Raw genomic sequence first — 26146 nt, forward strand, 5'->3', positions numbered from 1 at the left:
AAACGCAAACATGGTTCCAATAATTTACTGTCACCAGTAGAGTATGAAAAACGCCATGTTCAACGGCTGGGAAGTGTCTAGGCTAATAGTGGCGATTCATGCTGTTGTCGATTACTGCTGCTACATTAGCTCAAGAGATGAAGCTGATGAGTCGATCAAGCCTGGCTTAGAAAAGCTTGGGCAAGGTGGCTTTAATGTTAAGTTACTTAAATTACACGGTTCGCTGAACTGGCTTCAGTGCCCTAGATGCATGAGATTGTACGCGCGATTTTCAAGAAAAGATGGAGTTATAGATTATGAAAATCGTGAATCTTGTAGGCATTGTGACACTAACTTTCCTGAGGAGGAAAGCAATCATCATTTAGCCTCAAATCTAATAATGCCTACATATATTAAAGATTTATCAAATCCACAATATAAAGTTATCTGGCAAAACGCAGGAATCGAGATAGCTGAAGCAGATAAGTTAGTTTTCATCGGATATTCCTTGCCAAATGCAGATTTTGAAATGCGACAGCTTCTTTCGAGAATGGCGAGGAAAAATGCGGTAGTTGAAGTTGTTGATTATTGCGGTGATCAAAAATTGAAAAATAGCATAGAGAAACACTGGAAAAAGTTCTTTGGGGAAAGAGAGTTGTCCTTCTATTTTGAAGGCGCCAAATCGTACCTTGCTAGTCTGAAAACAAATCACGGCTAACAAGGCATTGCAGCGGACAAGCCGCTGAATGCGGCGTTGGTATGACTCCCTTTGTCAACCCCGAACGAGCGCTTCCCTGACACTCTTGCAGTCCATAATCAGTTGTATTTCTCATTAAAATTAAATGAGTTAACGCACCGGATGAGGCAGTAAATTCGTCGGTTGGTATGCTGGTATTCGTAGGTTACTTATTCGAGGAATAAGCAGAGCTGACCTTACTCAATCCGCCGTGGAACCTTCTCATCAGTCTATGCTCGTGGGTCAATCACGGTTAAGTGATTGCCATCATAACACCCTCGTAGGTTGTGCCACTTTCCGCGGCCCGATCCGAATGCGTTAGCTCAAACTCGTTTATCATGCGGGTACTCTGCTTAATCTGAGTTTTGGATTAACCGGTGTGAGTACCACTTCTTTTGCGATTGCCCAGATGTAGGCAGCCATTTCTCTGGCTATCGCGGTAATAATCAGATTGTAGTGTTTGCCTCTTTTAATCATGCGCTGGTAGCGTTTGCACAGGCGAAGCTGGGCCTTCCAGGCAATATCAACGATGTCTTTGGGTAAGCCTTCCTGCCTTAGTTGTAATCCGGAGGATTGTTCACCGGGGACTAACCCCAAATACGCCATGAGTTTTCTGGGATGATCGAAGCGTTGTAAATCGCCAAGTTCTGCTACCACGCCCACCGCCACCAACAACCTGACACCCCGCATGGCCTGAATAGCTTTCACTACCGGATAGTAACGCCACTGGTGAACGTGATGGGTCAATTCATTATCCAGCCTTTCTAACCGTCGAATGCGTTCGTCAATGGTCTGAAGTTGTTCCTGCAAAACTATCTGCTGGGCCGGATGGGGTAATATCAGTTCGGTGAGCCAGCGTAAGTGTTTCTTAGACCAGTTGGCCGTTCCTTCATAACGAATATTGTTGCGAAGTAGCAAGGCTTTCAGCTGATATTTAGCTTCTTTTAAATCTTTCATTGCTGCTTCGCGGGCGCGGGCTAAATCACGAATTGCTTCATCTTCCGGTCCAGGCACATAGACAGGGGTGAGATCTTCAGACTTTAGTGACCTGACAAGTTTAAGCGCATCCCGACGGTCAGTTTTAATATGCTCACCGGGTTTCTTAGGAATGAGGGAAGGGGCGACAACATAGCAGCAATGACCCAAACTGGTGATGAGACGGTATATCCAGTAACCACAGGGACCGGCTTCATAAACAACGTGAAGTGTGGCACCGGGGTATTTCGATTCGAACTGACGGAGCAGCTTCTTAACGCTAACTTTGGAAGAGGGTATGCGGCCATAGTGAACAGGACTCGCCCCGCGTTGTTCTTCACAATAAGCTACTTCATGGAATTCTTTGTGCGTATCCAAGCCGATAAAAATCATGCTATGTTTATTCATGCTAGCCTCCAAATGAATTAGTCTTAAGCAAACTAATTATGGTTCCGGCCGGTGCTCCGGTGGCTTTCAGCTAACCCACGAAAATGCGGAGGCTAGCATTTCACAGGGAGTCATTGTGTCTATGCGTCTATGGAGAACATGCATGATTAATCGAGCTGCTATTATGCTCAAATATAAGCAACCAGCAATTGACTGGATAAATACCGCAGATCCAAACCCCGATGGTGAGAAAATGACATTGGAGGAGGTTAACCATGAACGAACAGTTTTTCTTATCCGTGACGAAGATGCAGACACGCCCGACATCGTGAATAAATGGATAAAGCTCAACTATGAGAACCTGTTCGAAAATGAGCTTTTCAACTGGTATGTAGATGAAAGCCTTTGGCCCCGGAAGCGAACATTGAAAATGTTTAAACAGTGGTTTGAGGTTGAGTGTCATACTCTTGTAGTTGATTTAGTAGGCACTTCAATTCACAGAGTCGACGCATAACAGACAAATTGAGTCACTCGCTCCGACCCTAAACAGGGTATTAGCTGTCACGATACATTAATGTACAACATCCTGTACATGTACTCATTTTCGATCTAAACTTGTCCCATATAATGTACAAGTGGGGTGAAAAATGAGAATTGTCTCTTTTACCGAAGCACGAAATGGTCTAAAGGCCGTTTTGGACAATGTAATCAATGATGCAGATACAACAGTAATCACCCGTCGCGACTCTGAAGATGCTGTTGTAATGTCATTAGATTACTACAACAGCCTTATGGAAACCGTTCATCTACTTCGTTCTCCAGCGAACGCTGAACACTTAAATCGTTCAATAGCACAGTTTAAAGCGGCAAAAACGACCCAGCGAGAACTTATTGATGAGTAACAAGTTGTTATCATGGACTGATGAAGCTTGGAACAGTTACATTTATTGGCAGACTCAAGACAAGAAAACCTTTAAACGTATCAATAAGTTAATTTCAGATGTTAGGCGTTCTCCATTTGATGGAATTGGAAAGCCTGAACCTCTTAAAGAAAATCTTTCTGGTTTCTGGTCTCGCAGAATAGATGACACAAACCGTTTGGTATATGCCGTGGACGACATCGCAATTACGGTTATCTCGTGTCGTTACCATTACTAGTATTTGGCAGCTAACAAACGACATTAAGTCGTTCGCAAGCTCCCTGGGACAGTAACACGTGGGCTCAATCGCTTCGCCCGGAATTTTAGCCCATATGGTGTCGCCCTTAATGTAAGAGCTATTTCGCGAAGGTACATTCCGGCAATGTCTTCGCGCTTGAAAATTAATCAATAGACCGCATAAATGACTCAACGTTTATTTCATGGAAGAAGAAATGTCTCGGTCAAATAGTGTGTTTAAAGAGAAATCTGTAGTCATAGTCCTAGCCTTATGCGTTTTCACTTTTGGGCTTTACGTCATTTTCCGCTTGTGGCAGCTGACTAAAATATTCAATTCAAAAACGGAAAGTTATATTTCAAAGGCTTTCACAACAACTGCAATTTCTATTCACTTAGTTTCTCTACTTGCTCTCATCTACTATTTTCTTTTCCCTGCACCAGTAGCATTATTGATTACTGCTAAACTTCTTCATTTGCTGTCGGCAATATTTCATATCGTATGGATTATCAAAGTCAGAAATAGGATCAACAGAATAAATAACGTCTCAAAAGGCAATGCGTTGTGGCTGGGCCCTTTTCTTAGCAGCTTCTTTCATGTCATTTACTTTCAACACAAAATAAACCAATCTATAGGTTCTGAGGCTGCGGGCAAACTCGCGATATAACAATCACACTGCCACGCAGCCAACTTTGGTTGCAGCCAAACTCCGGGCCTCACGTTACTCATCTTTGAAGAAGTTGTGGGGAAATTAGGGAAGAATTATCCATATAAATACTTAGTCGCTCGCAGGGCCGCCGGGACAGTAACACTTGGAAACCTGGAGCATCGTTTGATATTGTAGGCCAAATGATTTGCACGCTTCGTGTCGGTTTTGCGCTAGCAGAAATTTAAGGACTAATAGAATGGAAAGTTCAGAGATAAAGGACTACGTCAAAGCCAAAAAAGGTGTGGCAATTGCTAAAACCACATCATTATTTTTATTGCTATTCGTTTTTGCATTCCCTTTTTATGACAGCTTGGGGATTACAAAGTATTTATCATATCTTGCACCGGTATTTGCCATGTCGTTGGTAGGGTATATATGGTTTGGTTTTTTTGGTGTCTCTGATCAGACGTTGTTAAACATAATCGAGCGTCAAATTGCAAAAGACCCGGAAGCTATTCAGAAGTTGTTAAATCATGACACATAACAGAGCTGAATTTGGGTATGATAAAGCACCTTTAGAAATCGAGGCTTTCAAAGCAAATAAACAGTATGCAGATGCCTGGTAACTAATCGTAATTTTTTTAAAACTAAAACAATCATATTGAACCGCTAGCAGCTACTTTATTTGGGTTTTATATTTCCGGAGTATAAATGGAACTTAATCAAATTACTTTGCCAGTAAAAGATATGGATGCTGCCGTTAACTTTTATCTGAAGCTCGGTTTTACTCAAATTGTCGATACACCGCATTATTCCAGATTTTCTTGCCCGGATGGTAACTCGACTTTCTCCTTATCACTCGAAACTGAAGAGTTTGAAAACAGATCTGTAATCTACTTCGAGCATGAAGAACTTGATGAACTGTGTGCTGATTTGTCCCGGAGTGGTATTCAATTTGAACAACTACCAACAGAACAAAGGTACCTATGGAAAGAGGCTATTCTTAAAGATCCGTCTGGTAATAAAATCAAGCTTTACCGGGCAGGTGAGAACCGTTTAAATCCTCCCTGGAAAGTTGAAAAACGCTTATAATAAGGCACTCAAGTCGCTGACAGGTTTACCGGAGCATTAACAAATGGGCTGCGTCGTTTTTCAACTATTTTTAGCCTGTGTATTTATACCCCTGAGCAGGGAACTATGGAGCAAGAACAAGGAAGTTAAATGAAGTATACTTTTCTAATTATATTAGCACTGATTTTGTTTGAATTTTTTCCCAAGGCAGTTGGTGAAGATAAATTTGACAGAGAGGTAGCGAGAGTTGCTTTTAAATCAAAAATTGCCGGTTCTACGTGGTCTTACAACTGGAGAGAGCGTGAATATATTTTCTCCTTTTCCGAAGATGGCAGTATTACAAAACTTCAAAGTTGGTCTTCTGTTGCGTGGATTGCGAGTGAAGAAGATCTAGTGGTTCTCGAATCAGGTCGTCAAAAAATGTATCTGCACTTCAATAAGCAAGGCAACGCTTTTAAAACCGTTGACTGGGATGGACAACTTGCGAGTGGTAAGTTGCTGTTTGGGAACGATTTTTAAGAATATGCAACCGGAATAGTTGCCATCGATGTTTGGAGAAATTTCTTAAAAACAGCACGCTAAACAGTGATTTGATAAGGAATAAACAAGGAAAGTTTAATGCGAAAAATAGTGCACTTTTCAAAAAAGAAGAACTGGTTTCTTACGGAGCCAGATTTAGATTTATTAAACCAACAAATCGCAGAAATTGAAGGTGATGGCTGGAACATTATATCCGTTCAGTCTAACTGTAACTTTGCCGGTGTTGTCAGCTCTTATACACTTTTAATTTAACATGAAGCAGATAGTGCGATCTAAAATCGGCATTATTATTCGCAACTGCAGGGAACAAAAACATCCGGGTACCTTGTGCCTCACCTGTTACTGTCACAGGGGGATATTTGCAGCGTCGTGCGGTTGTTTTACTCTTCAAAGGAGCTCATTCAGTTGAACGGATTTAAAATTTCTACGAACTTTGAAGACCTTGATATTAATCTCGTATATTCATTTATCTCCAATTCATATTGGGCTAAGAATATTCCATTTGAGGTTTTTGAAAGGTCTCTAAAAAATTCACTCGTGTTTGGTGCGTATGGCAGTAATGATGAACAAGCAGGTTTCGCCCGTGTGATTACTGATAAAGCCACATTTGCGTATTTAAGCGACGTTTTCGTGCTTGAAAACTATCGTGGGCTTGGCATCAGTAAACTGCTTATGGAAGCAATATGTCAACACGGGGAACTTCAGGGTTTACGGCGCTTTATGTTGGCAACCAGCGATGCGCATGGCTTGTACGCACAGTTTGGCTTTCAGTCAGTTGCCAATCCGGAAATTTTGATGCAGGTATGGCAACCCTCAGTCTACGAATAGACATGTAAATAACAATTTATTGAAGGATTTCGTAACGCTTGCGGGGACCATAACGCTTAAGCTCTGTCCCCCTCACGGGGTGAGTAGCCGGTTTAGTTCTTACAGCATCATTAGATCTTACCGTACAACGTGTTTGTGCCCCCTCGGTATTACGAACCCGTGATATTAAGGCAACAAGAGGAGGCTTTATGACTAAGTATTATGGTTCTTGTTTGTGCGGCACCGTAAAATTCGAGGTGCAAGGGGATTTTGATTGCTTTTATTTGTGTCACTGCCAGTACTGCCAAAAAGACACGGGCTCTGCTCATGCGGCAAATCTTTTCTCAAGCTCAGCTAAATTAGTCTGGCTGTCCGGTCCGGATGTGGTCACCACCTTTACGCTGCCGGGCACTCGTCACAGCAAAAGCTTTTGCATGCGGTGTGGCTCGGCATTACCTGACACTCAGATAGCAGACTTACTTGTTGTTCCGGCAGGGTGTCTGGATACTGATATATCTATATTACCAACTGCACACATCTTCATATCCGGCAAAGCTGCGTGGAATAAGACGTTAGAAGACGTACCAAAGTTCGGTGGCCTGCCAGAGTGATACACGAACCATACAATCCCACAAACCCGCTCGCGACCCGCTATAGCGCAGTAAATCAGCTGTATTTTGAGGAATTGGTTACCTCACAAAGGAGTGTTTTTTAGTGAAATTTAAAAGAAGCGTGTTGTTACTTGTTTTGTCATGTTGTTTCCATGCTCTCGCATCAGGAACTGACGTTCAAAAACTCAACGTTGAAGAAAATGGCTTTGTCGGGCATTACTATGAACCTTCAGTCAGTTCTGCCGGTACAGCCAGACAGCCTGTTATTGTGTTGGGTGGTTCAGAAGGCGGTATTCCTTCCAGACTTGCAAACGTTATTGCCGCTGATGAGTTTCCTGTCCTGGCTGTTGCCTATTTTAAGGAAAAATCACTGCCTGATGAACTGGAAAAAATACCGTTAGAGTATTTTGAGAAAGCTAAAAAATGGCTCCTTCATAAGCACCCCGAAAACGAGAATCTGACTGTGGCCGGATGGTCGAAAGGAGCAGAATTATCGCTATTGCTGGCTTCAAAAGATGCCACATTTAACCGTGTTATCGCGATTGCACCGAGTGCTGTAGTTTGGGCTGGTATTCTGAATGACTGGCAAAAAACACCCGGTTCAACCTGGACCTCCAGGCAAAAGGAGCTCGATTACGTCCAATTCAATCCGACGGGGGCCGTCAGTGGTTTACTCGATCTTTATTCTCAGTCATTAGCCAACAGACAAGATGGCGGTAAAGCGTCAATCAAAGCAGAAGAAATACAAGGAAGCGTGTATTTGTTTTCCGGTGGAAAAGATGAAATCTGGCCATCTGTTTCAATGGCTGAAAGTATTTGTGAAAGGATGAGGCAAAATGAATCATCCTCGTGTACACACTTTTCTTATCCGGAACTGGATCATTTGCTGGACTATAAGTTACTGGACGGTTCTGAAGAATTGAATCGTGAGTTTTTAGATAGTGTGGGGGCAGGAGAGTGAAAGTATTTAGTTTTCTGATGGTTTTCGTTGTCAGTGGGTGTGCGAGCATTCCCCTTACTACAATGATGAAGTTTAGCACTTTTCAAAAAAGTGATTTTGTCAGCCTTGAGCCCGAAGATATTAAAGCCAGGCTGATTATTGACCAGCCTGTCGAAATTGATATAGAAAAAGTTAACCTCGGTCTTGAGGTAGAAAGTCAACAAGTAAACAGGGTTTATAAGTTTCCACTATCAATACTCGAAACTCGTGCCATCCCTGCCAAAGAAGGCTGGCTTGCTTCTGATGAGGCAAAAACAGAATATACTTTTGAGCTGAACGAAGAATCTGTCAAAAATTTTCATGAAGTGCAGCAACTGCTGGAGAACGATACAGAGGGAAAATTTGGTTTCTCTGTTGATACGGGCTTTGAGAATGTTCCGCCAGATCTTGAAAAAATTAACTTATCGATACTTCTGAAACTGGACAGTACTGAAGATTTCGTACCCATTTTTGAGGATGCTGCCCTCGACATCAAGCGTGACGATTAAGAGGCTATTTTTACCGCGTGTTTTTCATTCACAAAGGAAAGGTTTATGAAATACAGAAATATATTTTTAGCACTACAGTTCTTACTACCCGTCGCCGGAGTGGCCGCGGCCAATTATGCGTCAGTGGAATTAACGCACATTGAACCAATAAAGACGGAGGCCACCTGGCTGAGGGATAAGCAATTTATGCCTCGTTACCCCATTGAAATGGCGATGGAAGGGGTTACCGGCTGCGGAATATTTAAAGTTAGTGTCGATAAAAGCGGAACAACTAACAGCATTACGCTTGTCAGTTCAGTACCCGAGAAAGGTATTGCCGGGCCGGCAACCGGAGTTATAAAAGAGTGGAATTGGACCCTGGCAAACGGTAAGTCGCCGGCAAGCGAAGAAAAGTTATTAAGGCTGGATTTCTGCATGGGAGGAAGCTCTCAGGACGAATCTGTTTCAAAGTGCCAGCAGCAGGCATCCATGTTGTGTGAATAACCTCCGGTTTTCATCGAATGAAGGACAAGTAATGAACGGCCCCAATCCTGATAACAAATCGCCAATGGCGGGCTTCCCGCAAGTGGGATATTTGAAGAACTTTATTACTTCTGACAATATCATTGTAGGCGATTATACCTACTATGATGACCCGGACGGTCCTGAGCGCTTTGAGAGCAACGTGCTTTATCATTTTCCCTTTATTGGCGATAAGCTGATTATCGGAAAATTTTGTGCCATCGCCAAAGACGTGAAATTCATTATGAACGGAGCCAATCATAAAATTTCAGGCTTCTCTACGTATCCGTTTCAAATTTTTGGCAACGGGTGGGAGAGAGTGATGCCGGGCGATGGAGAGCTACCCTATAAGGGGGATACTGAAATTGGCAATGACGTTTGGATTGGTTACGAGGCTTTGGTAATGCCCGGGGTAAAAATAGGTAACGGGGCAGTCATTGCCAGCAAATCCGTTGTCACTGCAGATGTGCCTGCTTATAGCGTGGTGGGTGGCAATCCTGCGAAAGTCATTAAATACCGTTTTGAGGAAAGTATTATCGAAACATTGCAGTCTGTTGCATGGTGGAACTGGAGTGCAGAGAAAATCACCGCCAATCTGGAAGCGATAGTGGGGGCGGACATTCATGCACTCCGCACAGCCGGCGGTTTATAAAAACCATTTCCATGCAATGAACAACGCCAGGAACCCGAACAGATAAATCAGACCACCATAACTTAACAGCGTTACCAGCGGGCTGGCTTTTACGTCATCATTTAGTGCAGCCTGTTTTACCAGCTTATGATTTAACAGAGCAAACATCGGCGTGGTCATGAAGGCCAGCGTCATAGCAAATCCAAGCATGGCGAGCAGGGCAGATTTAAAGAACAACACAATGCCAAAACTGATTACAGCAACAGCACTGAGCACGACAATAAAAATACTTTCCGGCGTATCTTTTTGCCCTTTAAGCAGCATCGCTGCCTCTGCTACAGCCCTTGAATAGCCGTCGTATACCGTAAGAGCGGAGCCGAAAATACACAAAAATGCCACTACGGCTATCAACCAGCGGGCCCACTCACCGATGGTGCCGGCATATAAATCCACCAGTTGTTTTGAAAAGCCAATACCACCTGAGGCCAGCGTGTTGTCGGCACCGTGTAACACCAGGGCACCCAGTGCCAGAAACACCAGCGCCAGTAGCATAGTAGTGAAATAGCCCAGATTAAAATCGAACAGCGCAGACTGCGGGGTTACTGACTGCTCCTGCTTTTGTTTTTTAAGCCACAGCGATGTGATACCTGAAATCTCTATAGGGGCAGGCATCCATCCCATGGTCACTACCAGAAATCCGACTGCTGCCATTGTCCAGGGCGAAGGGGAAACAAAATCATCTGGTGCCACAGCACCATTTTGCCAGGCCATAAAGGTAGCACCCAGCGTGGCTATGACCAGTGTCACCATAATGACTTTGGAAACTTTGTCTAAGGCTGAATAATGTCCGGCAATCAATATGAACAATATGGCAGCCAGAACAATACCACTTAACACAGGAATACTGGTTGTAAAGGGTACAAAGTAGCCGAGCAGGCTGGCTGCAAACATCAGCAGAGCAGCGGCATTCACAACCGAAGAAATGACATTCAGTAACAGGGCGGTGATCAGATAGCCTTTGCCCATCTGCAGATAACCGTGTTGCAGGGTTTCACCGGTACTGATGGTATAACTGACCCCGGCCCGGAAAAAAGGATATTTGAGTATGTTGACCGCCAGCACCAGCAATGCCAGTTGCCAGCCGTAATTTGCACCGGCCTGTGTGGATGCAACGAGGTGGCTGCCACCTATGGCAGCGGTTGCCATCAGTACGCCGGGGCCGAGAAGCTGTGTAAGATGCCGCAAACCGGCAAGGGAAAAGGTGGAATGTGCCAACTCTGTGTTCCTGCTACAGAAGAATTAATTCAGATGAGTTGGCACAGTGTACAACAAACTGCTTTGAGATCAGAGATTAAACGTCACTGATAAGATGTGCAGGGATCTCCCATGAGCCCTGATGAATTTCACCATCCCAGGTCTGCAGTGTTACCCAAATTTTCTGGCCGGCAGTGATGCGTTCCTGAGCCAGACCGTGCACATGCTGTCCGTGTCGTGTGCCATGTAAAATACCGAGTTCGTGCTGCTGTGCTTCTTCAATTGGCAGTGGTTTGTCACCGATATTTAAAAAGCCCTGTCTGATTTCATCAACACCACCGTCCCGAAACATCACCAGAAAATCTTTCACGTAGAGACCGTCATGCTGGTAGGGTTTGTCCTCATCATAAGGCATTGCCGTCAGCGTGAAATCACCGGCTTGGGTTTCCGGCAGACTGGCGGGAAATTCAGGATTAAATGACTGATAGATAAACACGACCGGCAATATCAGCAATAATGCATTTAACCAGTAACGTTTTGACGCCGTTTTTTTATTCTTTAAGCGGGCCATGTTAAGCCTCCTGTAAACGTGCAGCTGTTTCTTTCCGACTGGCTGTTCGTGCTTTTGCCAGACGTAAATACCACATAATGAAACCCGAAACAGACATACCGGAGAGGATTAAACCGAAAACAAACCACAGTAGTTTTGTCCATATTCCGCCGATAGTCCCGAAGTGTAACGGGTCGGCGATGTGCATAATGGTTTGCAGGGGATCCATATTTTGCGGGGTAATGGTTTGCGTGATCTCGCCGTTCCACGGGTTAACTGCCAGTTGGAAACTGGCACCGTCGTAAAAGGGGTTAATGCCGCCCCCGTACAATTTGTAGGTGTCCCGGTTATGTTCCGGCATCATGATATAACTGGTCTGAAAATTGTCGAAGGTATTCTCTGCCTTTGTAATGGCCTGAGCCAGAGATACCGGCATTGTTGGCGTATTATGAGGGGATACCGGAAGCGATTGTGCGTCAAGCTGCGCAGGCCAGGGATCCACTTCAATGTCTGCATGCCACATAACAGACTGAATCAGGTACCACAGTCCTGTTGCGCTCATGATCACCATGAACCAGATGGACCATACACCGGCAAGCTTGTGTAAGTCTGCGGTCAGTGTACGCGGTCCCTGATGGCTGCGAATTTTGGGGTTACGGTATGCCTGCCAGAATTTCTTGAAGACGAGCAATCCGGTTATCAACGCCCCGAGCATAACCACAGACATCAAAGAAACCAGATAGTAGCCAAGACTGTAACTGCCATGCCACGGGAAATACAGCCATCCGTGCAACGTACGCATAAAACCAATAAAGGTGACACCATCGTTGACTTCCTGGATAGCACCGCTGTACGGATTAACATACGCAATGGCAAAAGGTTTGCCTGTAGCGGTAAACATGACTTCGTGAGCCATGTAGCTTTCCCGTACGCTGACGCCGGTAACGTCTGCATCCGGAAAGGTCTTTTTAACGGTGGCGACAGACTCTGCAACAGATTGTGCCGGTCGGTTATCAGGGTTTACTGCACGGATATTTTCGTTGGTCAGCCAGGCAAATTCATGGCTCATGACCGCCACAGTACCTGTCAGACATACGAAGCTGAATAACACCCACACGGGGAGAGAAAACCAGCCGTGAAGTTGAAAGAGAAAGCGATTAGACACACGCGCCATGCAAAACCTGTCCGAAAGTATAATTTCATTACCGGTTGCAGATTCTAGCGAATATCGCTTTCAATAGAAATGATATTAATTCTTTTTTACATACGCACCCATCTGCGGAATACGACAACCGGCACCAGCAGCAGAGCCAGAATTCCGGTACTGCCGCCGCCACCTGAGCTTTGACGTTCAGTCACGGCAACACTCACGGTATCTGTTACCGTATTAATGCCATCACTCACCGTTACAGTGTAAGAGATTGACGAACCTGCTGCAGAATCCGGGGCCTGAGTACTGTAAACGGAACCGGCTACACCATCTATGGTAAATGAGAGTGTGTCGTTTTCCGGATCGGTAGCGGTTGCCCTGATGGTGATTGTGCTGCCAGCACTGACACTGGCAGGAGATGTAACAGATAATACCGGGGGCTGATTCGGCGAAATGGTAACGGTGACAGATGCCACAGACTGATTGCCTGACGGATCGGTTGCGGTTACCTGCAGTACAGCGGTTGTGTCACTTTGTACGGAAGGCGCAGCAATCGTTACTGTCGCAGTATTCGTACCGTTTAAAGTTAATGCCGGACCGGATAACTGCTCCCACGACCAGGTTACCGCATCGCCATTGGGCTCGTCAGCTTCTGCTGTTACAGACAGGCTGTTGCCTGATGACACGACTGCTGTTGCTGTTGAACCGCCGGCAATCGTGACTACCGGTGCGCCTTCGACCTGCACGTCACTGAATACGGCTGCATTCTCAGAGCCTGCACCAGGGATATTTGTTACCACTGAGGATGCCTGCAGAGATAGCGGACCTGTAGACGCACTGTCTTCCACTGTGACCGCAAACGATAAGGTTGCAGCGGCTGATGTTTGTGCATCAGCGCCGGTGCTTTCACTGTCTGGTTGAGTGACTTCCCAGTACACACGGTTACCGGTGACACTGCCATTATCAGATACGGAACCGGCGACCAGTGATACCGTATCAGGCAGGGTAACGCCTACGGTGTAATCGCGATCTTCTCCGGTTGTGTTGCTGATGATATTTACGTTGAAGGTCTGCTGGCCACCTTTATTTACACGGCCATCATCAGGCGCCGACATGTAGACATCATTTTCTTCCCGTTCAATGACAACATGGGTCACGCCAACATTATTGTTTTCGCTGCTGCTGGTACCCAGCGCGAAAGCACCAAAGAATTTATCTCCTTCACTGCTGTCTCCAAGATCCCATAAAATACGTAAATCAAAGGGCGAGAGGGCCGCATTAGTTTGCGGACCGGAAACGGTGAGGTTGCCTTCGTCATCAGCATCCACCAGCACATAATCCATCATATAATTGTCGGATGAGGCTGAAGAGCCTTCCCAGTTCTGTACCACGATAAACCAGGTGCCGGCTTCAGGATTCAGCCGGTCGACGACTTCATCGGCTTCAAGAGAACTGCTTTCTTCGCGGATCTCATCGTCTGAAGGGCTGCCATCGCCATCGGCGTCATAAACAAGGAACAAATCCAGGTCACTGGCGGTGGCATCATAAATTTCTGCATATAAACGCAGCGCACCGTCTTCTACGTTGATTTCTGTGATCACAGTACCGCCGGCAGAATCAAACAGTTCGTCAGGTGTCGGATCTTCACTGACTGTCTCAACTACGGTGGTTACCTGTGTTAATCCGTAAGACTGAAAGTTAAAAGACTCAATTTCTGCTGTCGTAACATCTTTAAGTAAACGGCTGTCTTCATTCCGGTGGGCTGTCAGATCAACAAACTGAGGAATACTGCCATTCGAAGCATACACAGCAACGGGGATGTGTAAATCAGGTGAGGTACTGCTGGTGAGATTTACACTGCCATATGCCCAGGCGTAGTTAGTGGTTCCGAGGGTATCCATGGTAAATGTGAGGGTCTGCGACTGTCCGCTTGCCAGCGAGAAAGAGGAGGGCGATACCGTTGTGCTTAATCCGGACGTCACTGCTGTTGCAGTCACTTGCCAGCTTCCTGACCGTGTTGCCGTAACTGTACGGGTCCAGCTGCATGAGGTGACGCAATTTTCATCCACTACGGCGGGCACGTTAAGAGAACGCGGTTCGCCGCCTTCCTGCGGATTTGCAGCGGAATAGTTCGCCGCGGTTTCCTGCATAATAAGCCCGGTTTGCGTGGCCGCGTCTACCTGCAGACGGCCTGCACCCATTTCAAACCAGTTGGCCGCAACATCTGTACCCGAAAGCGCCACACCGGTATTGGCTGTCATCATCATGGCTGAGCGGATGTTATCAGGTGTCCAGGACGGATGATCCTGCTTAAGCAGTAAAGCCGCGCCGGCCACATGGGGACTTGCCATGGATGTACCTGATGAATATGCATAGTCTGCAGGGGCAGGTCCGGATTCTTCATGTCCATAGTGTTCATCTGCCCATGCAGCATAAATTTCTACACCGGGAGCAGAAATCACGGGCGACAATGTACTGATTGAACTGTTCGGACCGCGGGAAGAAAAGTCTGCCAGTTTATCTGCGGTTGTTTCATCAGTGACAACCTCAGCGGATGCGTCAGTGATAGTGACACGATGACCGGAACCGGATGCCAGCCATTGTTTCAGTGCATCGCCGGCATCAGCATCTATATGAATACCCGGGACTACATAGGCATCGTTAGCCAGAAAGCTGTCACCGCCCTGCACATTAGCCAGCACGTAACCTGCGGCACCGCCTTCAGCGACATTTTTAGCTTTCTGGATCCGCGCAATATCACCACGGTCACAAACAACAATTTGTCCGCTGAATGTACCGGCAGGATAGGGTTCCAGGCACTGACCGGGATCGCCGGATGGATCGTTGCCGTTGGGAAAATCGCCGGCGTACACGATATCAGCGGTAATTGAACCGGTGTTACTGAAACCTTGCATAGCTGAAGGGGTGTAACTGCCACCGGAAAAGTTTGTGATGGATTTTTCATACGACACTGTGATGCCGTGAGATGTGGCAGCAACAGCGGTCATCCAGGGGGCATGCTTGTCAGTTGTTGCATCATCGGGCCCGTCATTGCCCGCAGACTGGGCAACAAAAATTCCGGCATTATGGGCATTCAGCCACGCACGGTTTAAAGGTCCGTCCCAGGGAAAGTCGCCGCCTGAAATAGACATGTTCACGGCATCCACAATACCGCTGTCAATAATGTCTTCAACGGCATCCAGCATGACGGACTCAAGACACCCGGTATAAGTGTCATCATCTTCACCGGGATAGCATACCTGATAAGAAATAAGATTCGCATGAGGTGCAACGCCGGAGACTTCTTCAAAAATATAACCGGTTTCCACACCGTCACTGACAGTTTGATCGTAGTCGGGGATCACTTCCGCAACATTATAAAGAATGTTACCTGCAGCGGTTGCTGCTACATGAGAGCCGTGACCGTTGTAATCCTCACCGTTTTCGGGGAGTCCTGACGGAAAAATATCAGTGTCGGAATAGGCATTAACAATCGCCGGATAACTGTATACGCCGATGAGCTTGTCATTACACAAAGCAGGATAGCTTCCTGCACAGTCTCCGAGGTAATTTCCGTTACCCAGCGGGTTGGTGTGAGCATAACCATCGTCACCGGTGGCCGCAAAAGACGGGTGATCTGTGTTGATGCCGGTATCCAGAACCGCAACCACCATGCCTTCACCCAGCACATCAGAGCCGGACGCGGTTTCTGTACCGTCCCACATCTGCGGGGCGCCGATAGTGGCCGGTCCCACATAGGCATTCAGTTTGTGTAACGTGTCACGGCGTACTTTTTTTACCCCTTCTGTTTGTGACAAGGTTTTCGCCTGCGCCGGGGTGAGCTTTGCAGCAAAACCGTTAAAGGCCAGTTGATACTGTGCAAGGGCTTTTGGTGTGTCTGTGCCATCAGCGATGGCTGACAATACAGTTGACTGGCGGTTCTTAAGGTGACGGCGGTACTGAACGACTGCATCAGAGCGTGTATTTAACTTATTGCGTCTTTTTTCTGATGACGTCGCAGTAAAACCTTGCAGACCTCCTTCATAGGTGGCCACAGGACTTTCATCCAGTTCAACAATGTAAACGGATTTACCGGATTTATGTTTTGCCGTATCCGCCATCAGCGGTAATGAAATAATGCTGCTACTCAGCGCAAATGAAACCGCTAAGGCGATTCGACAATTCATACACTTCTCCCGTTGCCGCGCGCGTTTTTACTTTTTCAGTTAAAAGCTTATACCAGATTTTATATATCACAGGCGAGTTTTACACTCAGGCTGCCTGAACATCAGTACGTAAAAGTATACCTTCTTAAATATGAACGGCTTATGAACCATTGTCTTTCATTAAACTTTTTATACGGGATGGCTAATGTAAAGTTAAGTGTGGTCTTATTTTAAATCAATGTTAAAACCGTAGGATAAAATGACCACGTGAAACCTGTTGAGGCGGATAACCATTTTCCCTTATTGATGGGACCACCTGCATTTAGCAACACGTATTTTGAGAATTCACACTAGCATTATCACTATCGATATTGCCGTAGCGGCACCACTTAATGAGGGCTTAGTTGTGCAGGACAGAAATCATCTCGCCAGCGTGAAAACCACCCGTCAGGTAAAAATAATAGAAAATGGCCTGATAGACATCCCCATGCTGCAAATTCTGCAGCCGGACGGTACGGTACACCCGGACGCTGAAGAACCGGACATCACCCGTGATACCGCAGAAAAAATGCTGGAAGTGATGCAGTTTATCCGCATTCTTGATGAACGGATGGTGGCGGCGCAGCGTCAGGGCAGAATCAGTTTTTATCTGGCTTCTACCGGTGAAGAAGCGGCTGCCGTTGCCAGCGCAGCAGCATTAACTAACGATGACATGATCATGTCTCAGTATCGCGAGCAGGGCACACTGGCATGGCGCGGATATAAAACTGAGCAGTTTATGAATCAAATGTTCAGCAATGAAAAGGATCCGAATAAAGGTCGTCAGATGCCCATCCATTATGGTGATAAAGCGCTTAATTTTATGACCATCTCTTCTCCCTTAGGTACACAGATCCCCCAGGCATCAGGCTATGCCTATGGCCAGAAAATGGCCGGCAAAAAGGCGCTGACGATTTGCTATTTTGGTGAAGGTGCGGCGTCAGAAGGAGATTTTCATGCCGGCCTGAATATGGCAGCGGTATTGCGCTGTCCGGTCATCTTCTTTTGCCGAAATAACGGCTATGCCATTTCAACCCCCGCTGAAGAACAGTTCGCTGGTGACGGTATTGCCAGCCGGGGGATTGGGTACGGGGTGAAAACGATCCGGGTGGACGGTAATGATCCACTGGCTGTCTATGCCGCCACCAGACAGGCAAAGGAAATTGCGCTTAAAGAAGCGTGTCCGGTGCTTATTGAAGCGATGACTTATCGTCTGGCGGCCCATTCCACCTCCGATGATCCCAGTGGTTACCGGTCTAAAGATGAAGAAGAGAAGTGGCGCCAGAAGGATCCGGTATTGCGTTTAAGTGAGTGGCTCAAATCAAAAGGCTGGTTTGACGCGGACGCTGTAGAAAAGCGTAAAACAGTGACCCGCGAGTCGGTATTAGCGGCCCTTAAAGAAGCCGAGAAAGTACCGGTTAACCCCATCGACGATATTGTGACAGATGTATACGACCACGTTCCCCGGCATCTCAACGATCAGCTTCAGGCACTTAAGCAACACATCGCCCGTTATCCGCAAGCGTATCCGAAAACAGCAGGGAGAATAAAATAATGGCAAAAATGAATCTGCTGCAGGCAATTAACAATGCGCTTATCACTGTCATGACAGAAGACGAGCGTGTGATGGTATTCGGTGAAGATGTGGGTCATTTTGGCGGTGTATTCCGTGCCACCAGTCATTTACAGGAGAAATTTGGTAAAGGCCGCTGTTTTAATACGCCGCTTACGGAGCAGGGCATAATCGGCTTTGCCAACGGTCTCGCTGCGCAGGGTTCAGTGCCGGTAGCTGAAATCCAGTTCGGTGATTACATTTTTCCGGCCTTTGACCAGATCGTTAACGAGACGGCGAAATTCCGTTACCGCTCCGGCGGACAATTCAGTTGCGGCACACTGACCATCCGCACGCCGTACGGCGGCGGCATTGCCGGCGGACACTATCACAGCCAGTCACCGGAAGCCTTTTTTGCTCATTGTCCGGGCCTACGGATTGTGGTGCCGCGTAACCCATATCAGGCAAAAGGTTTGCTGCTTGCTTCTATCCGTGACGACAACCCGGTGTTATTCATGGAGCCGAAACGCCTGTACCGGGCATCAGTTAGCGATGTGCCTGAAGAGGACTATGAATTGCCGCTGGGGAAAGCGGATGTCGTGCAGGAAGGAAAAGATATCACCCTGGTTGGCTGGGGTGCTCAGATTGAAATTCTGCAAAAGGCCGCCGAAAAAGCGCTGGATGACGGCATTAACTGCGAAATTATTGATTTGCGCAGTATTGCCCCCTGGGATGCGCAAACCGTCGCTGAGTCCGTGATGAAAACAGGCCGCTTACTTATCAATCATGAAGCGCCGCTGACCGGAGGCTTTGCCAGTGAGATTGCTGCAACTATTCAGGAGCAGTGTTTCCTGTACCTGGAAGCGCCGGTTGCCAGAGTTTGCGGTCTGGATACGCCGTATCCGCTTTCTCATGAAAAAGAGTACATCCCGGATGAACTTAAAACTTACGAAGCCATTCTCCGTACCATGCATTACTAAGGGCAAACGACAATGACGACAGAATTTATATTGCCTGATATCGGCGAAGGTATCGTGGAATGTGAACTCCTTGAGTGGCTGGTAGCCGAAGGGGATGTGATAGAAGAAGATCAGCCCGTTGCTGAGGTGATGACAGACAAAGCCACTGTACAAATTCCTGCCATGCATGCAGGTACGGTAATGAAACTTCACTATCAACCGGGAGACATCGCTAAAGTGCATGCGCCCCTGTTCGCCATGGCTACGTCAGGACAGGTTACAAAGCAGGAACCTGAAGCTGAAAGCGCTGCTTCACAAGATCATCCGGCCAGTACAAGTACCGCTACTAATGCCAGCGCCGGCGCAGGTGAAGACTTTTTACTGCCGGATATCGGTGAAGGCATTGTTGAATGTGAGATTGTGAAATGGCAGGTCACTGAGGGTCAGTCTGTTGAAGAGGACCAGGTGGTTGTGGAAGTCATGACTGACAAAGCCGTGGTGGAAATCCCTGCCAAACACGCCGGCGTGATCACCAGGCTTTATTACGGTGAAGGTGATATTGCAAAAGTGCATGCACCTTTGTTTGCCCTGGATCATAACGACAGTGCCGGTACTTCTTTGCAAAGCGGGCCCGCTCATACACAGGCTGAAGCCACGACTTCTCAAACAGCAACTCCTGAAGCGACAACCTCTGAGAGCGCCGCACGGGAAGGCAGTTTTGAGCCGCCGGTGGCGATTCCCGGAAAAGTACTGGCCAGTCCGGCCGTTCGCCGAATCGCCAGAGAGCACAATATCGATCTCAAATCGGTGCAGGCTTCGGGTAAAAAAGGCAGAGTGCTCAAACAGGATGTCTATCGTACAGCAGAGTCGTTAAATGCAAACAATGATCTTAACGATGCCTCAAAGCAGACAAAAACGGCATCAGAAGATACCGGACGACCTGTTGAGTCAGGTGGCAAACGTACAGAGAAGGTGCGGGGATTACAGGCGGCGATGGCAAAACAAATGCAATTGTCAGTGCAAACAATTCCTCATTTTACGGTAAGTGATGAACTGGTGATGGATAAGCTCATTGCACTGCGCGCTGAGCTTAAACCGGCCTTCGAAGCGAAAGACGTTAAACTCAGTTTTATGCCGTTTTTCATTAAAGCACTGTCTCTGGCATTAAAAGAATTTCCGGTGATCAACAGCCAGATGTCTGATGACGGTGAATATTTGCATTACTTTGACGATCATAACGTCGGCTTTGCCGTAGACAGTAAAATTGGCCTGCTGGTGCCGAATATTAAACGGGTTCAGGATTTAAGCCTGTTTGATATTGCTTCACAGATGCAGACTATTATTGAGCAGGCCAGAGAAGGTAAAGTGCCGGCAAGTGCATTGAAGGGCGGTACCGTGTCGGTTTCCAATATTGGTGCACTGGGTGGTATTACTGCCACGCCGGTAATCAATAAACCTGAAGCGGCTATCGTAGCGCTGGGTAAGACGCAAAAACTGCCCAGGTTCGATGATAACGGGAATGTGACAGCGCAGCATATCATGCATGTTAACTGGTCCGGCGATCACCGCATTATAGATGGTGCAACCATGGTGAAGTTTAATAACCTGTGGTGCCATTATTTGCAGAACCCGTCAGCCATGCTGATGCATCTGGCCTGATAAACGGATGTGGAGTAAAGAGCCGGCTTATGGCTCTTTCTCTGCAAAATAACGTGTTACAATAACGTTCTTAATTCATGCGGAACGGATTGTTTGTGTTAAGTTATAAACATGCCTTTCATGCCGGTAACCATGCGGATGTGATCAAACATTTGTGCTGGACCGGTGTCATTCAATACCTGAAGAAAAAAGAGAAGCCTTTCACGCTTTTCGATACCCATGCCGGGGCCGGTTGCTACCCTTTGAACAGTGAGCAAACTCAGAAGAACCGTGAGTTTGAGTCTGGTTTCGACCCGTTGTCCGGGGTCAGTGCAACGTCGCCGTTGCTTGCATCTTATTTAAGTGCCATGAACGTTTACTGGCAACAACAACAGTATCCGGGGTCGCCGCTTATTGCTGCCAGAGGCTTACGTTTGCAGGATACCGCGCACCTTATGGAACTGCATCCGGCAGAGGCGGGGATTTTGTCTGAAGTGATCAGAGGCGTGGGTGCCGGTAATGCCCATGTGCATCACCGTGACGGGCTGGAAGGACTGATAGCGATGACGCCGCCGAACCCTAACCGTGGTGCCGTGCTTATTGATCCGCCTTATGAACGCTTTGAAGAATATGCCGATGTTACACGCACGGTAACTAAACTTTTCCGTCGCTGGCAGAATGCGCAGGTTGTTCTGTGGTATCCGTTGTTGTCTGCCCGGGCGGGTAAAAAGTCCGGCGCCAGCGAGAACATGGTCGATGACTTAAAAGACATTGCAAAAACCGCTTTTGTGGCAGAACTGCATGTAGCGTCGCCGGATGACGATACCGGTATGTACGGTTCCGGCGTACTGGTGATGAATCCTCCCTGGCAATTGGATGAACAACTCCGCGAAGCGCTGGATGAAGTGTGTTCTCACCTCGGCGCTGACAGTCATGCCAGTGTGACCTGGCTTAAACAGGAAGCTGACGATTGACACAACCCCGCGGGCTTAAACATTTTTATATTCCGGAAGATCAGTCTGTCTATCTTCTGGCACATAAAGATGCCGTCAAGCTCAGGAACTGGGTTGAGTTATGTAATCAGCAGCTACGGCAACTTGGATACACGCAAACGGGCCTGATCGGTAAAGGTGCATTCGGCTTTGTATTCGCCGGCGTGTCACCCGGCGGTGAGCATCGTGTTTTCAAATTCTCCCGGATCAACCTGCCACAGCATGTTCAGGACCGGCTGGAGGAAGAAGCCTTCATGCTGGCGCAGATCAAGCATCCTCTGGTTCCCGCATTGTGTGAATTCCAGCAAATAGGTAAACAGGCCATTCTGGTCATGCAGCGTGCTGCCGGTGCCGATATGGAACAGGTGAGTTTACGAAAAGGTATGTTACCGCCACGGCTGATAGTGCGTCTGGCGGTACAGATGGGGGAAGTGCTGCTGGCGCTTCGCCGTCATCAGGTAAATCACGCTCCCCGTCCCGTGGTGCACGGCGACATTAAACCGTCGAATCTGGTGTGGGAAAACGACACTGAAACCGCCCGTTTAATTGACTGGGGTTCATCAGTGTTTGCCCAGCTGGATGAAAATGGTCAGCATACCGGCAACAATGTGATGGATTTGATGTCCGGTGATATGCAGCAAACGAATGCACGTCTGGGTGATGTGTACTTTATCGGTGACGAACAGCTGAACGGGGCATTGTCATCTCCGCGTTTCGACGAACAGGGCCTTGCCAGCACGCTGTATGCGCTGGCATCAGGTCAGTCAAGCCGTTATGGCCGCAAAGTGATCACGCCGCTGTCGCTGGGTTTACCCAAAATGCTGGCAAATATTTTAGATTACATGCTGAGTGATGATTTAACTAAACAACGTCAGGGCGGTGATTACTTCTTTAATCACCTGCATGTACTTCGAAGCATGGTATTTACAGAAGATAGACCGGCGGAATACAAAGCCATGATCCCGTGCTGGTGCGCTCCGCAGGAGAAAGATATTGAAACAGTAGTGTACAGCTCCCGTAAATCATTTCTTAGGGAAGCGGCGCTGGTGAATGATGCTGAACTGAAATACATCAACGATGCCCAGTTTGACCGCTATTACAAAAACTATCTTCAGGGGATGGGTGAAACTGAAAAAGGTTTCATCTCTGCTGTCAGCCGGCTGGGCCGTTTTCCGGTAGTGGGTGGCATAGCTATCCGCTGGATGCCCGACGGCATTTATGTGGATTCAAGTCTGAATTTGTACGATGAAAGTCTGAAAGTCTCCTTTGAACAGTCGGTGAACAACGTGATCACGCTGGCCAGGGCTATCCACCGTAAAGGGATATTCAAGTGTTGTCTGTTTAATGCCAAAGACACACTGCACATTGAAAGGCAGGATGAGTCAGAGCCTTTTATTCCCGGCAGTGAATGCGTGATCCCTTTTGAGCTATCCAGAGCGCCGGTTGTGCAGGATAACAGCCGGACGCACTCTTATTTTGAAGACGGTGATGACCCGGATGAACTATTACGTCTGCCAGCCAGTATTATGTCGGTACTGGAAGAACTGAACACAATTCATCATACCGGATGCGTGATATTTGAAGCATTGCCGGCGCATCTGAAAATCCACAGTTATTATACGCTGCTTGATCACAGCCAGCGGGAACGCTTCACAGCGTTACTGGCGGCGCTGGTTCAGGCAGTACCTGATATCAGGGGGATAGGCATTTCCGGCTTTATGAAATTGCCGTATAAAGATACCCGTTACTTTGAGCATTGTGCTCAGTTGCCTGAAAAGTATTACCCCCGTAACCCGAAACAAGCGAATATGGAGACAATAAACGCACATGGCTGAAGTTAAACTCGCTTCACTGATGGAGCTGGAGACTATCGAACAGGGGATCTACCGCGCACAAAGCTGGGATCTCGGATTTCGTGCACTGTTTGGTGGTCAGGTGTTAGGTCAGGCCCTCTCGGCGGCCTACAAGACCGTAGGCGGCGGATTTACTGCCCATTCATTCCACAGCTATTTTCTGTTACCCGGCGATGCCAAAAAGCCGGTCATGTATGATGTGGAAATTGTCCGCGACGGTCGCAGTTTCTGTACCCGTCGGGTGAAAGCCATTCAGGAAGGACGAAATATTTTTTATATGACGGCGTCTTTTCAGTTACCCGAAGACGGGATGGAGCATCAGTTTGCCGTCATGCCCGACGTACCACCGCCGCAGGATATCACGCCCGATATCGCTTTCTATGAAGCCAATTATGAAAAACTTGCCCGTCCGATGCAGGAAGCACTGAGTTATCATAAGCCGGTTGATATCCGTACGGTTGACGCCGTGAATTCATTTTCTGCAAAGAAACGTGATCCGCTACGTTATATCTGGTTGCGTGCGCAGGAAGAAATGGGCACTGATGCACAAATTAACCAGGCGTCACTGGCCTATGCGTCTGACTATCATTTTTTAAGTACAGCATTGCAGCCCCACGGTGTTTCTATGGCCGACCGTGCATTGCGTATTGCCACCATTGACCATGCTATGTGGTTCCACAAACCGGTGAATTTTAATGAATGGCTGTTATACGTGGCAGAAAGCCCGTTCAGCGGCAATGCCCGTGGCATTGTGAAAGGTCAGATATTCAACCGGCAGGGTGAGCTGGTGGCTTCTACCATGCAGGAAGGATTGATGCGTAAAATTGACCGGCAGGGTGAATAACTGTGCCGGTTATTCTCCGGCGGTAACTGGCCGGTGAATTATTTTTTCGCAGAATAAAAAATGCCCGGAATTTTCATCCGGGCCTAGGGGAATGGCTCATTGCTGAGCCGTGCGCTAACTTTTACAAGGGAGAAGTTTTGTGAACTTATTCACAACGGATCGTAACTATAGAACAAAACCGCTCACTTTATAAACAAATTTTTGAAAAAATTTATCGATACATTATCAGAGACTTATTCTCAGTTCCATCCCTGTTTAAAAAACAACAGCTTATTTCTGCTCTGACCAGCCACCAGGCTGAACAAAAATTACCCACAGGTTGGCCACATTTTATTCAACAGAACGAATCTAAATCACGGTGAATGATTAACCGCCATAGCCATTCATCTTATTTATACCGGGAATGTGCAATTGTCCGTAAGCGTTGATAGTGCCACAATAGTTTTACATTTAAATTGCAGTCTGAGGCACGATTATGACAACACCATCAACTTTTATTCCGCCAGAGCGTACCTTAATGGGGCCTGGTCCTTCTGATGTTTCTCCCCGTGTACTTAATGCGATGTGCCGGTCTACCCTGGGGCACCTTGATCCGCTGTTTGTTCAGCTTATGGATGAAACAAAGGCGTTACTTCAATATGCATTTAAAACGACCAATGCGCTGACCATGCCGGTTTCTGCACCGGGGTCGGCGGGTATGGAAGCCTGTTTTGTTAACCTGGTAGAACCGGGCGATAAAGTCATCGTCTGCATCAATGGCGTATTTGGTAACCGCATGGTGGAGAACGTAGTCCGCTGTGGTGGTGAGGCCATTAAGGTTGAAGATGAATGGGGACATCAGTCTGATCTCAACAAAGTAGAATCAGCGCTGAAAGCCCACCCTGATGCTAAAATTCTGGCCTTCGTGCATGCAGAAACTTCTACCGGCGTGCGTAACGACGCTCAGGCCCTGTGTAAACTGGCACAGCAATACGATTGCCTGACCATTGTGGATGCCGTTACCTCGCTGGGCGGTATTGAAGTTGATGTGGATGGCTGGGGCATAGATGCCATTTATTCCGGTTCGCAAAAATGTTTAAGTTGTGTGCCGGGTTTATCTCCTGTGTCTTTCAGCGACCGTGCAGTTGACGTTATCAAAGGACGTAACACGCCGGTTCAGAGCTGGTTTCTCGATATGAATCTTATCGTCGGATACTGGGGGCAGGGCGGCAAACGGGCTTATCATCATACCGCGCCGGTTAACAGTATTTATGCCCTGCACGAATCACTGGTCATGCTGAAAGAAGAAGGTCTGGAGCAGGCATGGCAACGCCATGAGCAGGGGCATGCAAAGCTGGTGGCTGGTCTTGATAAACTGGGTCTGTCTATGGCTGTGGATGAGGCATACCGGTTGCCTCAGCTGAATGCTGTTGTTATTCCTGACGGTGTGGACGATGCACAGGTGCGCAGTCAGTTGCTGAATGATTTTAATCTGGAAATCGGCGCCGGTCTTGGTGCGCTGGCCGGAAAAGTCTGGCGTATCGGTCTTATGGGATATGCGTGTAAAGATCGCAATATCGACCATTGTCTGGCCAGCCTTGAAAAGGCGATCCGCTAGTAAGCATCACTGAGCCGGATAC

At 47.3% G+C, this 26146-nt stretch carries 27 protein-coding genes; 22 read left to right on the forward strand and 5 right to left on the reverse strand.

What is annotated here, in order from left to right:
• The first annotated feature begins 43 nt into the window (after nt 1-43).
• Nucleotides 44-697 carry a hypothetical protein gene (locus ACXAGC_RS09240; RefSeq protein ID WP_474844154.1) on the forward strand — a complete coding sequence of 218 codons (654 nt, stop codon included), beginning with the start codon at nt 44-46 and terminating at the stop codon, nt 695-697.
• Between the two features lie 354 nt (nt 698-1051).
• Here the strand turns inward: ACXAGC_RS09240 and ACXAGC_RS09245 are convergent, their stop codons facing one another.
• Nucleotides 1052-2098 carry an IS110 family RNA-guided transposase gene (locus ACXAGC_RS09245; RefSeq protein ID WP_474844155.1) on the reverse strand — a complete coding sequence of 349 codons (1047 nt, stop codon included), beginning with the start codon at nt 2096-2098 and terminating at the stop codon, nt 1052-1054.
• A gap of 142 nt (nt 2099-2240) precedes the next feature.
• On the opposite strand from ACXAGC_RS09245, the gene ACXAGC_RS09250 reads away from it, so the two are divergent.
• From ACXAGC_RS09250 to ACXAGC_RS09315, 14 genes are all read left to right on the forward strand, one after another.
• Entirely contained in the window at nt 2241-2591 is a 351-nt protein-coding gene (locus tag ACXAGC_RS09250; RefSeq protein ID WP_474844156.1) for a hypothetical protein, read from the forward strand.
• A 133-nt stretch (nt 2592-2724) separates the two neighbouring features.
• Complete coding sequence (locus ACXAGC_RS09255; protein WP_018982647.1) at nt 2725-2979, forward strand: type II toxin-antitoxin system Phd/YefM family antitoxin; 255 nt, start codon at nt 2725-2727, stop codon at nt 2977-2979.
• On the forward strand, nt 2972-3235 hold the full coding sequence (locus tag ACXAGC_RS09260; RefSeq protein ID WP_474844157.1) for a Txe/YoeB family addiction module toxin: 264 nt from the start codon (nt 2972-2974) through the stop codon (nt 3233-3235). Before ACXAGC_RS09255 ends, ACXAGC_RS09260 begins: the two co-directional genes overlap by 8 nt.
• A gap of 202 nt (nt 3236-3437) precedes the next feature.
• Complete coding sequence (locus ACXAGC_RS09265; RefSeq protein WP_474844158.1) at nt 3438-3899, forward strand: hypothetical protein; 462 nt, start codon at nt 3438-3440, stop codon at nt 3897-3899.
• Between the two features lie 238 nt (nt 3900-4137).
• Nucleotides 4138-4425: a hypothetical protein gene (locus tag ACXAGC_RS09270; RefSeq protein ID WP_474844159.1), complete on the forward strand. Its 288-nt coding sequence runs from the start codon at nt 4138-4140 to the stop codon at nt 4423-4425.
• 167 nt (nt 4426-4592) lie between these two features.
• Nucleotides 4593-4973, forward strand: coding sequence for a VOC family protein (locus ACXAGC_RS09275; protein ID WP_474844160.1), 381 nt, complete (start codon nt 4593-4595; stop codon nt 4971-4973).
• Between the two features lie 129 nt (nt 4974-5102).
• Nucleotides 5103-5471, forward strand: coding sequence for a hypothetical protein (locus ACXAGC_RS09280; protein ID WP_474844161.1), 369 nt, complete (start codon nt 5103-5105; stop codon nt 5469-5471).
• A 99-nt stretch (nt 5472-5570) separates the two neighbouring features.
• Nucleotides 5571-5744 (forward strand): hypothetical protein, encoded by a 174-nt coding sequence (locus tag ACXAGC_RS09285; protein ID WP_474844162.1) that lies wholly within the window; start codon nt 5571-5573, stop codon nt 5742-5744.
• A gap of 153 nt (nt 5745-5897) precedes the next feature.
• Nucleotides 5898-6320, forward strand: a complete 423-nt coding sequence (locus ACXAGC_RS09290; protein WP_474844163.1) for a GNAT family N-acetyltransferase — start codon at nt 5898-5900, stop codon at nt 6318-6320.
• Between the two features lie 188 nt (nt 6321-6508).
• Entirely contained in the window at nt 6509-6910 is a 402-nt protein-coding gene (locus tag ACXAGC_RS09295) for a GFA family protein (RefSeq protein WP_474844164.1), read from the forward strand.
• A 103-nt stretch (nt 6911-7013) separates the two neighbouring features.
• On the forward strand, nt 7014-7871 hold the full coding sequence (locus ACXAGC_RS09300; RefSeq protein ID WP_474844165.1) for an acyl-CoA thioester hydrolase/BAAT C-terminal domain-containing protein: 858 nt from the start codon (nt 7014-7016) through the stop codon (nt 7869-7871).
• Entirely contained in the window at nt 7868-8398 is a 531-nt protein-coding gene (locus ACXAGC_RS09305) for a hypothetical protein (protein ID WP_474844166.1), read from the forward strand. The genes ACXAGC_RS09300 and ACXAGC_RS09305 overlap by 4 nt, the downstream gene beginning before the upstream one ends.
• Nucleotides 8399-8443: 45 nt before the next feature.
• Nucleotides 8444-8881, forward strand: a complete 438-nt coding sequence (locus tag ACXAGC_RS09310; protein WP_474844167.1) for an energy transducer TonB — start codon at nt 8444-8446, stop codon at nt 8879-8881.
• Between the two features lie 31 nt (nt 8882-8912).
• Nucleotides 8913-9551 carry a Vat family streptogramin A O-acetyltransferase gene (locus ACXAGC_RS09315; RefSeq protein ID WP_474844168.1) on the forward strand — a complete coding sequence of 213 codons (639 nt, stop codon included), beginning with the start codon at nt 8913-8915 and terminating at the stop codon, nt 9549-9551.
• Here ACXAGC_RS09315 and ACXAGC_RS09320 read toward each other — a convergent pair.
• From ACXAGC_RS09320 to ACXAGC_RS09335, 4 genes are all read right to left on the reverse strand, one after another.
• A complete protein-coding gene (locus ACXAGC_RS09320; protein ID WP_474844523.1) occupies nt 9546-10736 on the reverse strand; it encodes an NRAMP family divalent metal transporter in 1191 nt (396 codons plus the stop codon). The two genes, ACXAGC_RS09315 and ACXAGC_RS09320, sit on opposite strands and share 6 nt — an antisense overlap.
• 145 nt (nt 10737-10881) lie before the next feature.
• A complete protein-coding gene (locus ACXAGC_RS09325) occupies nt 10882-11355 on the reverse strand; it encodes a hypothetical protein (protein WP_474844169.1) in 474 nt (157 codons plus the stop codon).
• 1 nt (nt 11356) lies between these two features.
• On the reverse strand, nt 11357-12508 hold the full coding sequence (locus ACXAGC_RS09330) for a PepSY-associated TM helix domain-containing protein (RefSeq protein ID WP_474844170.1): 1152 nt from the start codon (nt 12506-12508) through the stop codon (nt 11357-11359).
• Nucleotides 12509-12594: 86 nt separating this feature from the next.
• Complete coding sequence (locus tag ACXAGC_RS09335) at nt 12595-16671, reverse strand: S8 family serine peptidase (RefSeq protein WP_474844171.1); 4077 nt, start codon at nt 16669-16671, stop codon at nt 12595-12597.
• A 385-nt stretch (nt 16672-17056) separates the two neighbouring features.
• On the opposite strand from ACXAGC_RS09335, the gene ACXAGC_RS09340 reads away from it, so the two are divergent.
• The 7 genes from ACXAGC_RS09340 (at nt 17057) to ACXAGC_RS09370 (ending at nt 26124) form a co-directional block, all read left to right on the forward strand.
• Nucleotides 17057-18244 (forward strand): thiamine pyrophosphate-dependent dehydrogenase E1 component subunit alpha, encoded by a 1188-nt coding sequence (locus tag ACXAGC_RS09340; RefSeq protein ID WP_474844524.1) that lies wholly within the window; start codon nt 17057-17059, stop codon nt 18242-18244.
• Nucleotides 18244-19221, forward strand: a complete 978-nt coding sequence (locus ACXAGC_RS09345) for an alpha-ketoacid dehydrogenase subunit beta (protein ID WP_474844172.1) — start codon at nt 18244-18246, stop codon at nt 19219-19221. Before ACXAGC_RS09340 ends, ACXAGC_RS09345 begins: the two co-directional genes overlap by 1 nt.
• A gap of 12 nt (nt 19222-19233) precedes the next feature.
• Nucleotides 19234-20859: a dihydrolipoyllysine-residue acetyltransferase gene (locus tag ACXAGC_RS09350; RefSeq protein ID WP_474844173.1), complete on the forward strand. Its 1626-nt coding sequence runs from the start codon at nt 19234-19236 to the stop codon at nt 20857-20859.
• Nucleotides 20860-20954: 95 nt separating this feature from the next.
• Complete coding sequence (locus ACXAGC_RS09355; protein WP_119501342.1) at nt 20955-21812, forward strand: 23S rRNA (adenine(2030)-N(6))-methyltransferase RlmJ; 858 nt, start codon at nt 20955-20957, stop codon at nt 21810-21812.
• Nucleotides 21809-23665, forward strand: a complete 1857-nt coding sequence (locus ACXAGC_RS09360; protein WP_474844174.1) for a protein kinase domain-containing protein — start codon at nt 21809-21811, stop codon at nt 23663-23665. Before ACXAGC_RS09355 ends, ACXAGC_RS09360 begins: the two co-directional genes overlap by 4 nt.
• A complete protein-coding gene (locus tag ACXAGC_RS09365) occupies nt 23658-24527 on the forward strand; it encodes an acyl-CoA thioesterase (RefSeq protein ID WP_303575203.1) in 870 nt (289 codons plus the stop codon). Before ACXAGC_RS09360 ends, ACXAGC_RS09365 begins: the two co-directional genes overlap by 8 nt.
• A gap of 475 nt (nt 24528-25002) precedes the next feature.
• Nucleotides 25003-26124: a pyridoxal-phosphate-dependent aminotransferase family protein gene (locus ACXAGC_RS09370; RefSeq protein ID WP_474844175.1), complete on the forward strand. Its 1122-nt coding sequence runs from the start codon at nt 25003-25005 to the stop codon at nt 26122-26124.
• The last annotated feature ends 22 nt before the right edge of the window (nt 26125-26146 follow it).

The sequence above is a fragment of the Alteromonas sp. AWJ4_197 genome (assembly GCF_056160285.1).

Excerpts from the sequence above, each read along its gene's own strand:
- ACXAGC_RS09240 (WP_474844154.1), top strand. The coding sequence starts at position 44 with ATGAAAAACGCCATGTTCAACGGCTGGGAAGTGTCTAGGCTAATAGTG.
- ACXAGC_RS09245 (WP_474844155.1), bottom strand. The coding sequence starts at position 2,098 with ATGAATAAACATAGCATGATTTTTATCGGCTTGGATACGCACAAAGAA.
- ACXAGC_RS09250 (WP_474844156.1), top strand. The coding sequence starts at position 2,241 with ATGATTAATCGAGCTGCTATTATGCTCAAATATAAGCAACCAGCAATT.
- ACXAGC_RS09255 (WP_018982647.1), top strand. The coding sequence starts at position 2,725 with ATGAGAATTGTCTCTTTTACCGAAGCACGAAATGGTCTAAAGGCCGTT.
- ACXAGC_RS09260 (WP_474844157.1), top strand. The coding sequence starts at position 2,972 with ATGAGTAACAAGTTGTTATCATGGACTGATGAAGCTTGGAACAGTTAC.
- ACXAGC_RS09265 (WP_474844158.1), top strand. The coding sequence starts at position 3,438 with ATGGAAGAAGAAATGTCTCGGTCAAATAGTGTGTTTAAAGAGAAATCT.
- ACXAGC_RS09270 (WP_474844159.1), top strand. The coding sequence starts at position 4,138 with ATGGAAAGTTCAGAGATAAAGGACTACGTCAAAGCCAAAAAAGGTGTG.
- ACXAGC_RS09275 (WP_474844160.1), top strand. The coding sequence starts at position 4,593 with ATGGAACTTAATCAAATTACTTTGCCAGTAAAAGATATGGATGCTGCC.
- ACXAGC_RS09280 (WP_474844161.1), top strand. The coding sequence starts at position 5,103 with ATGAAGTATACTTTTCTAATTATATTAGCACTGATTTTGTTTGAATTT.
- ACXAGC_RS09285 (WP_474844162.1), top strand. The coding sequence starts at position 5,571 with ATGCGAAAAATAGTGCACTTTTCAAAAAAGAAGAACTGGTTTCTTACG.
- ACXAGC_RS09295 (WP_474844164.1), top strand. The coding sequence starts at position 6,509 with ATGACTAAGTATTATGGTTCTTGTTTGTGCGGCACCGTAAAATTCGAG.
- ACXAGC_RS09310 (WP_474844167.1), top strand. The coding sequence starts at position 8,444 with ATGAAATACAGAAATATATTTTTAGCACTACAGTTCTTACTACCCGTC.
- ACXAGC_RS09315 (WP_474844168.1), top strand. The coding sequence starts at position 8,913 with ATGAACGGCCCCAATCCTGATAACAAATCGCCAATGGCGGGCTTCCCG.
- ACXAGC_RS09320 (WP_474844523.1), bottom strand. The coding sequence starts at position 10,736 with ATGGCAACCGCTGCCATAGGTGGCAGCCACCTCGTTGCATCCACACAG.
- ACXAGC_RS09325 (WP_474844169.1), bottom strand. The coding sequence starts at position 11,355 with ATGGCCCGCTTAAAGAATAAAAAAACGGCGTCAAAACGTTACTGGTTA.
- ACXAGC_RS09330 (WP_474844170.1), bottom strand. The coding sequence starts at position 12,508 with ATGGCGCGTGTGTCTAATCGCTTTCTCTTTCAACTTCACGGCTGGTTT.
- ACXAGC_RS09335 (WP_474844171.1), bottom strand. The coding sequence starts at position 16,671 with ATGAATTGTCGAATCGCCTTAGCGGTTTCATTTGCGCTGAGTAGCAGC.
- ACXAGC_RS09345 (WP_474844172.1), top strand. The coding sequence starts at position 18,244 with ATGGCAAAAATGAATCTGCTGCAGGCAATTAACAATGCGCTTATCACT.
- ACXAGC_RS09350 (WP_474844173.1), top strand. The coding sequence starts at position 19,234 with ATGACGACAGAATTTATATTGCCTGATATCGGCGAAGGTATCGTGGAA.
- ACXAGC_RS09365 (WP_303575203.1), top strand. The coding sequence starts at position 23,658 with ATGGCTGAAGTTAAACTCGCTTCACTGATGGAGCTGGAGACTATCGAA.
- ACXAGC_RS09370 (WP_474844175.1), top strand. The coding sequence starts at position 25,003 with ATGACAACACCATCAACTTTTATTCCGCCAGAGCGTACCTTAATGGGG.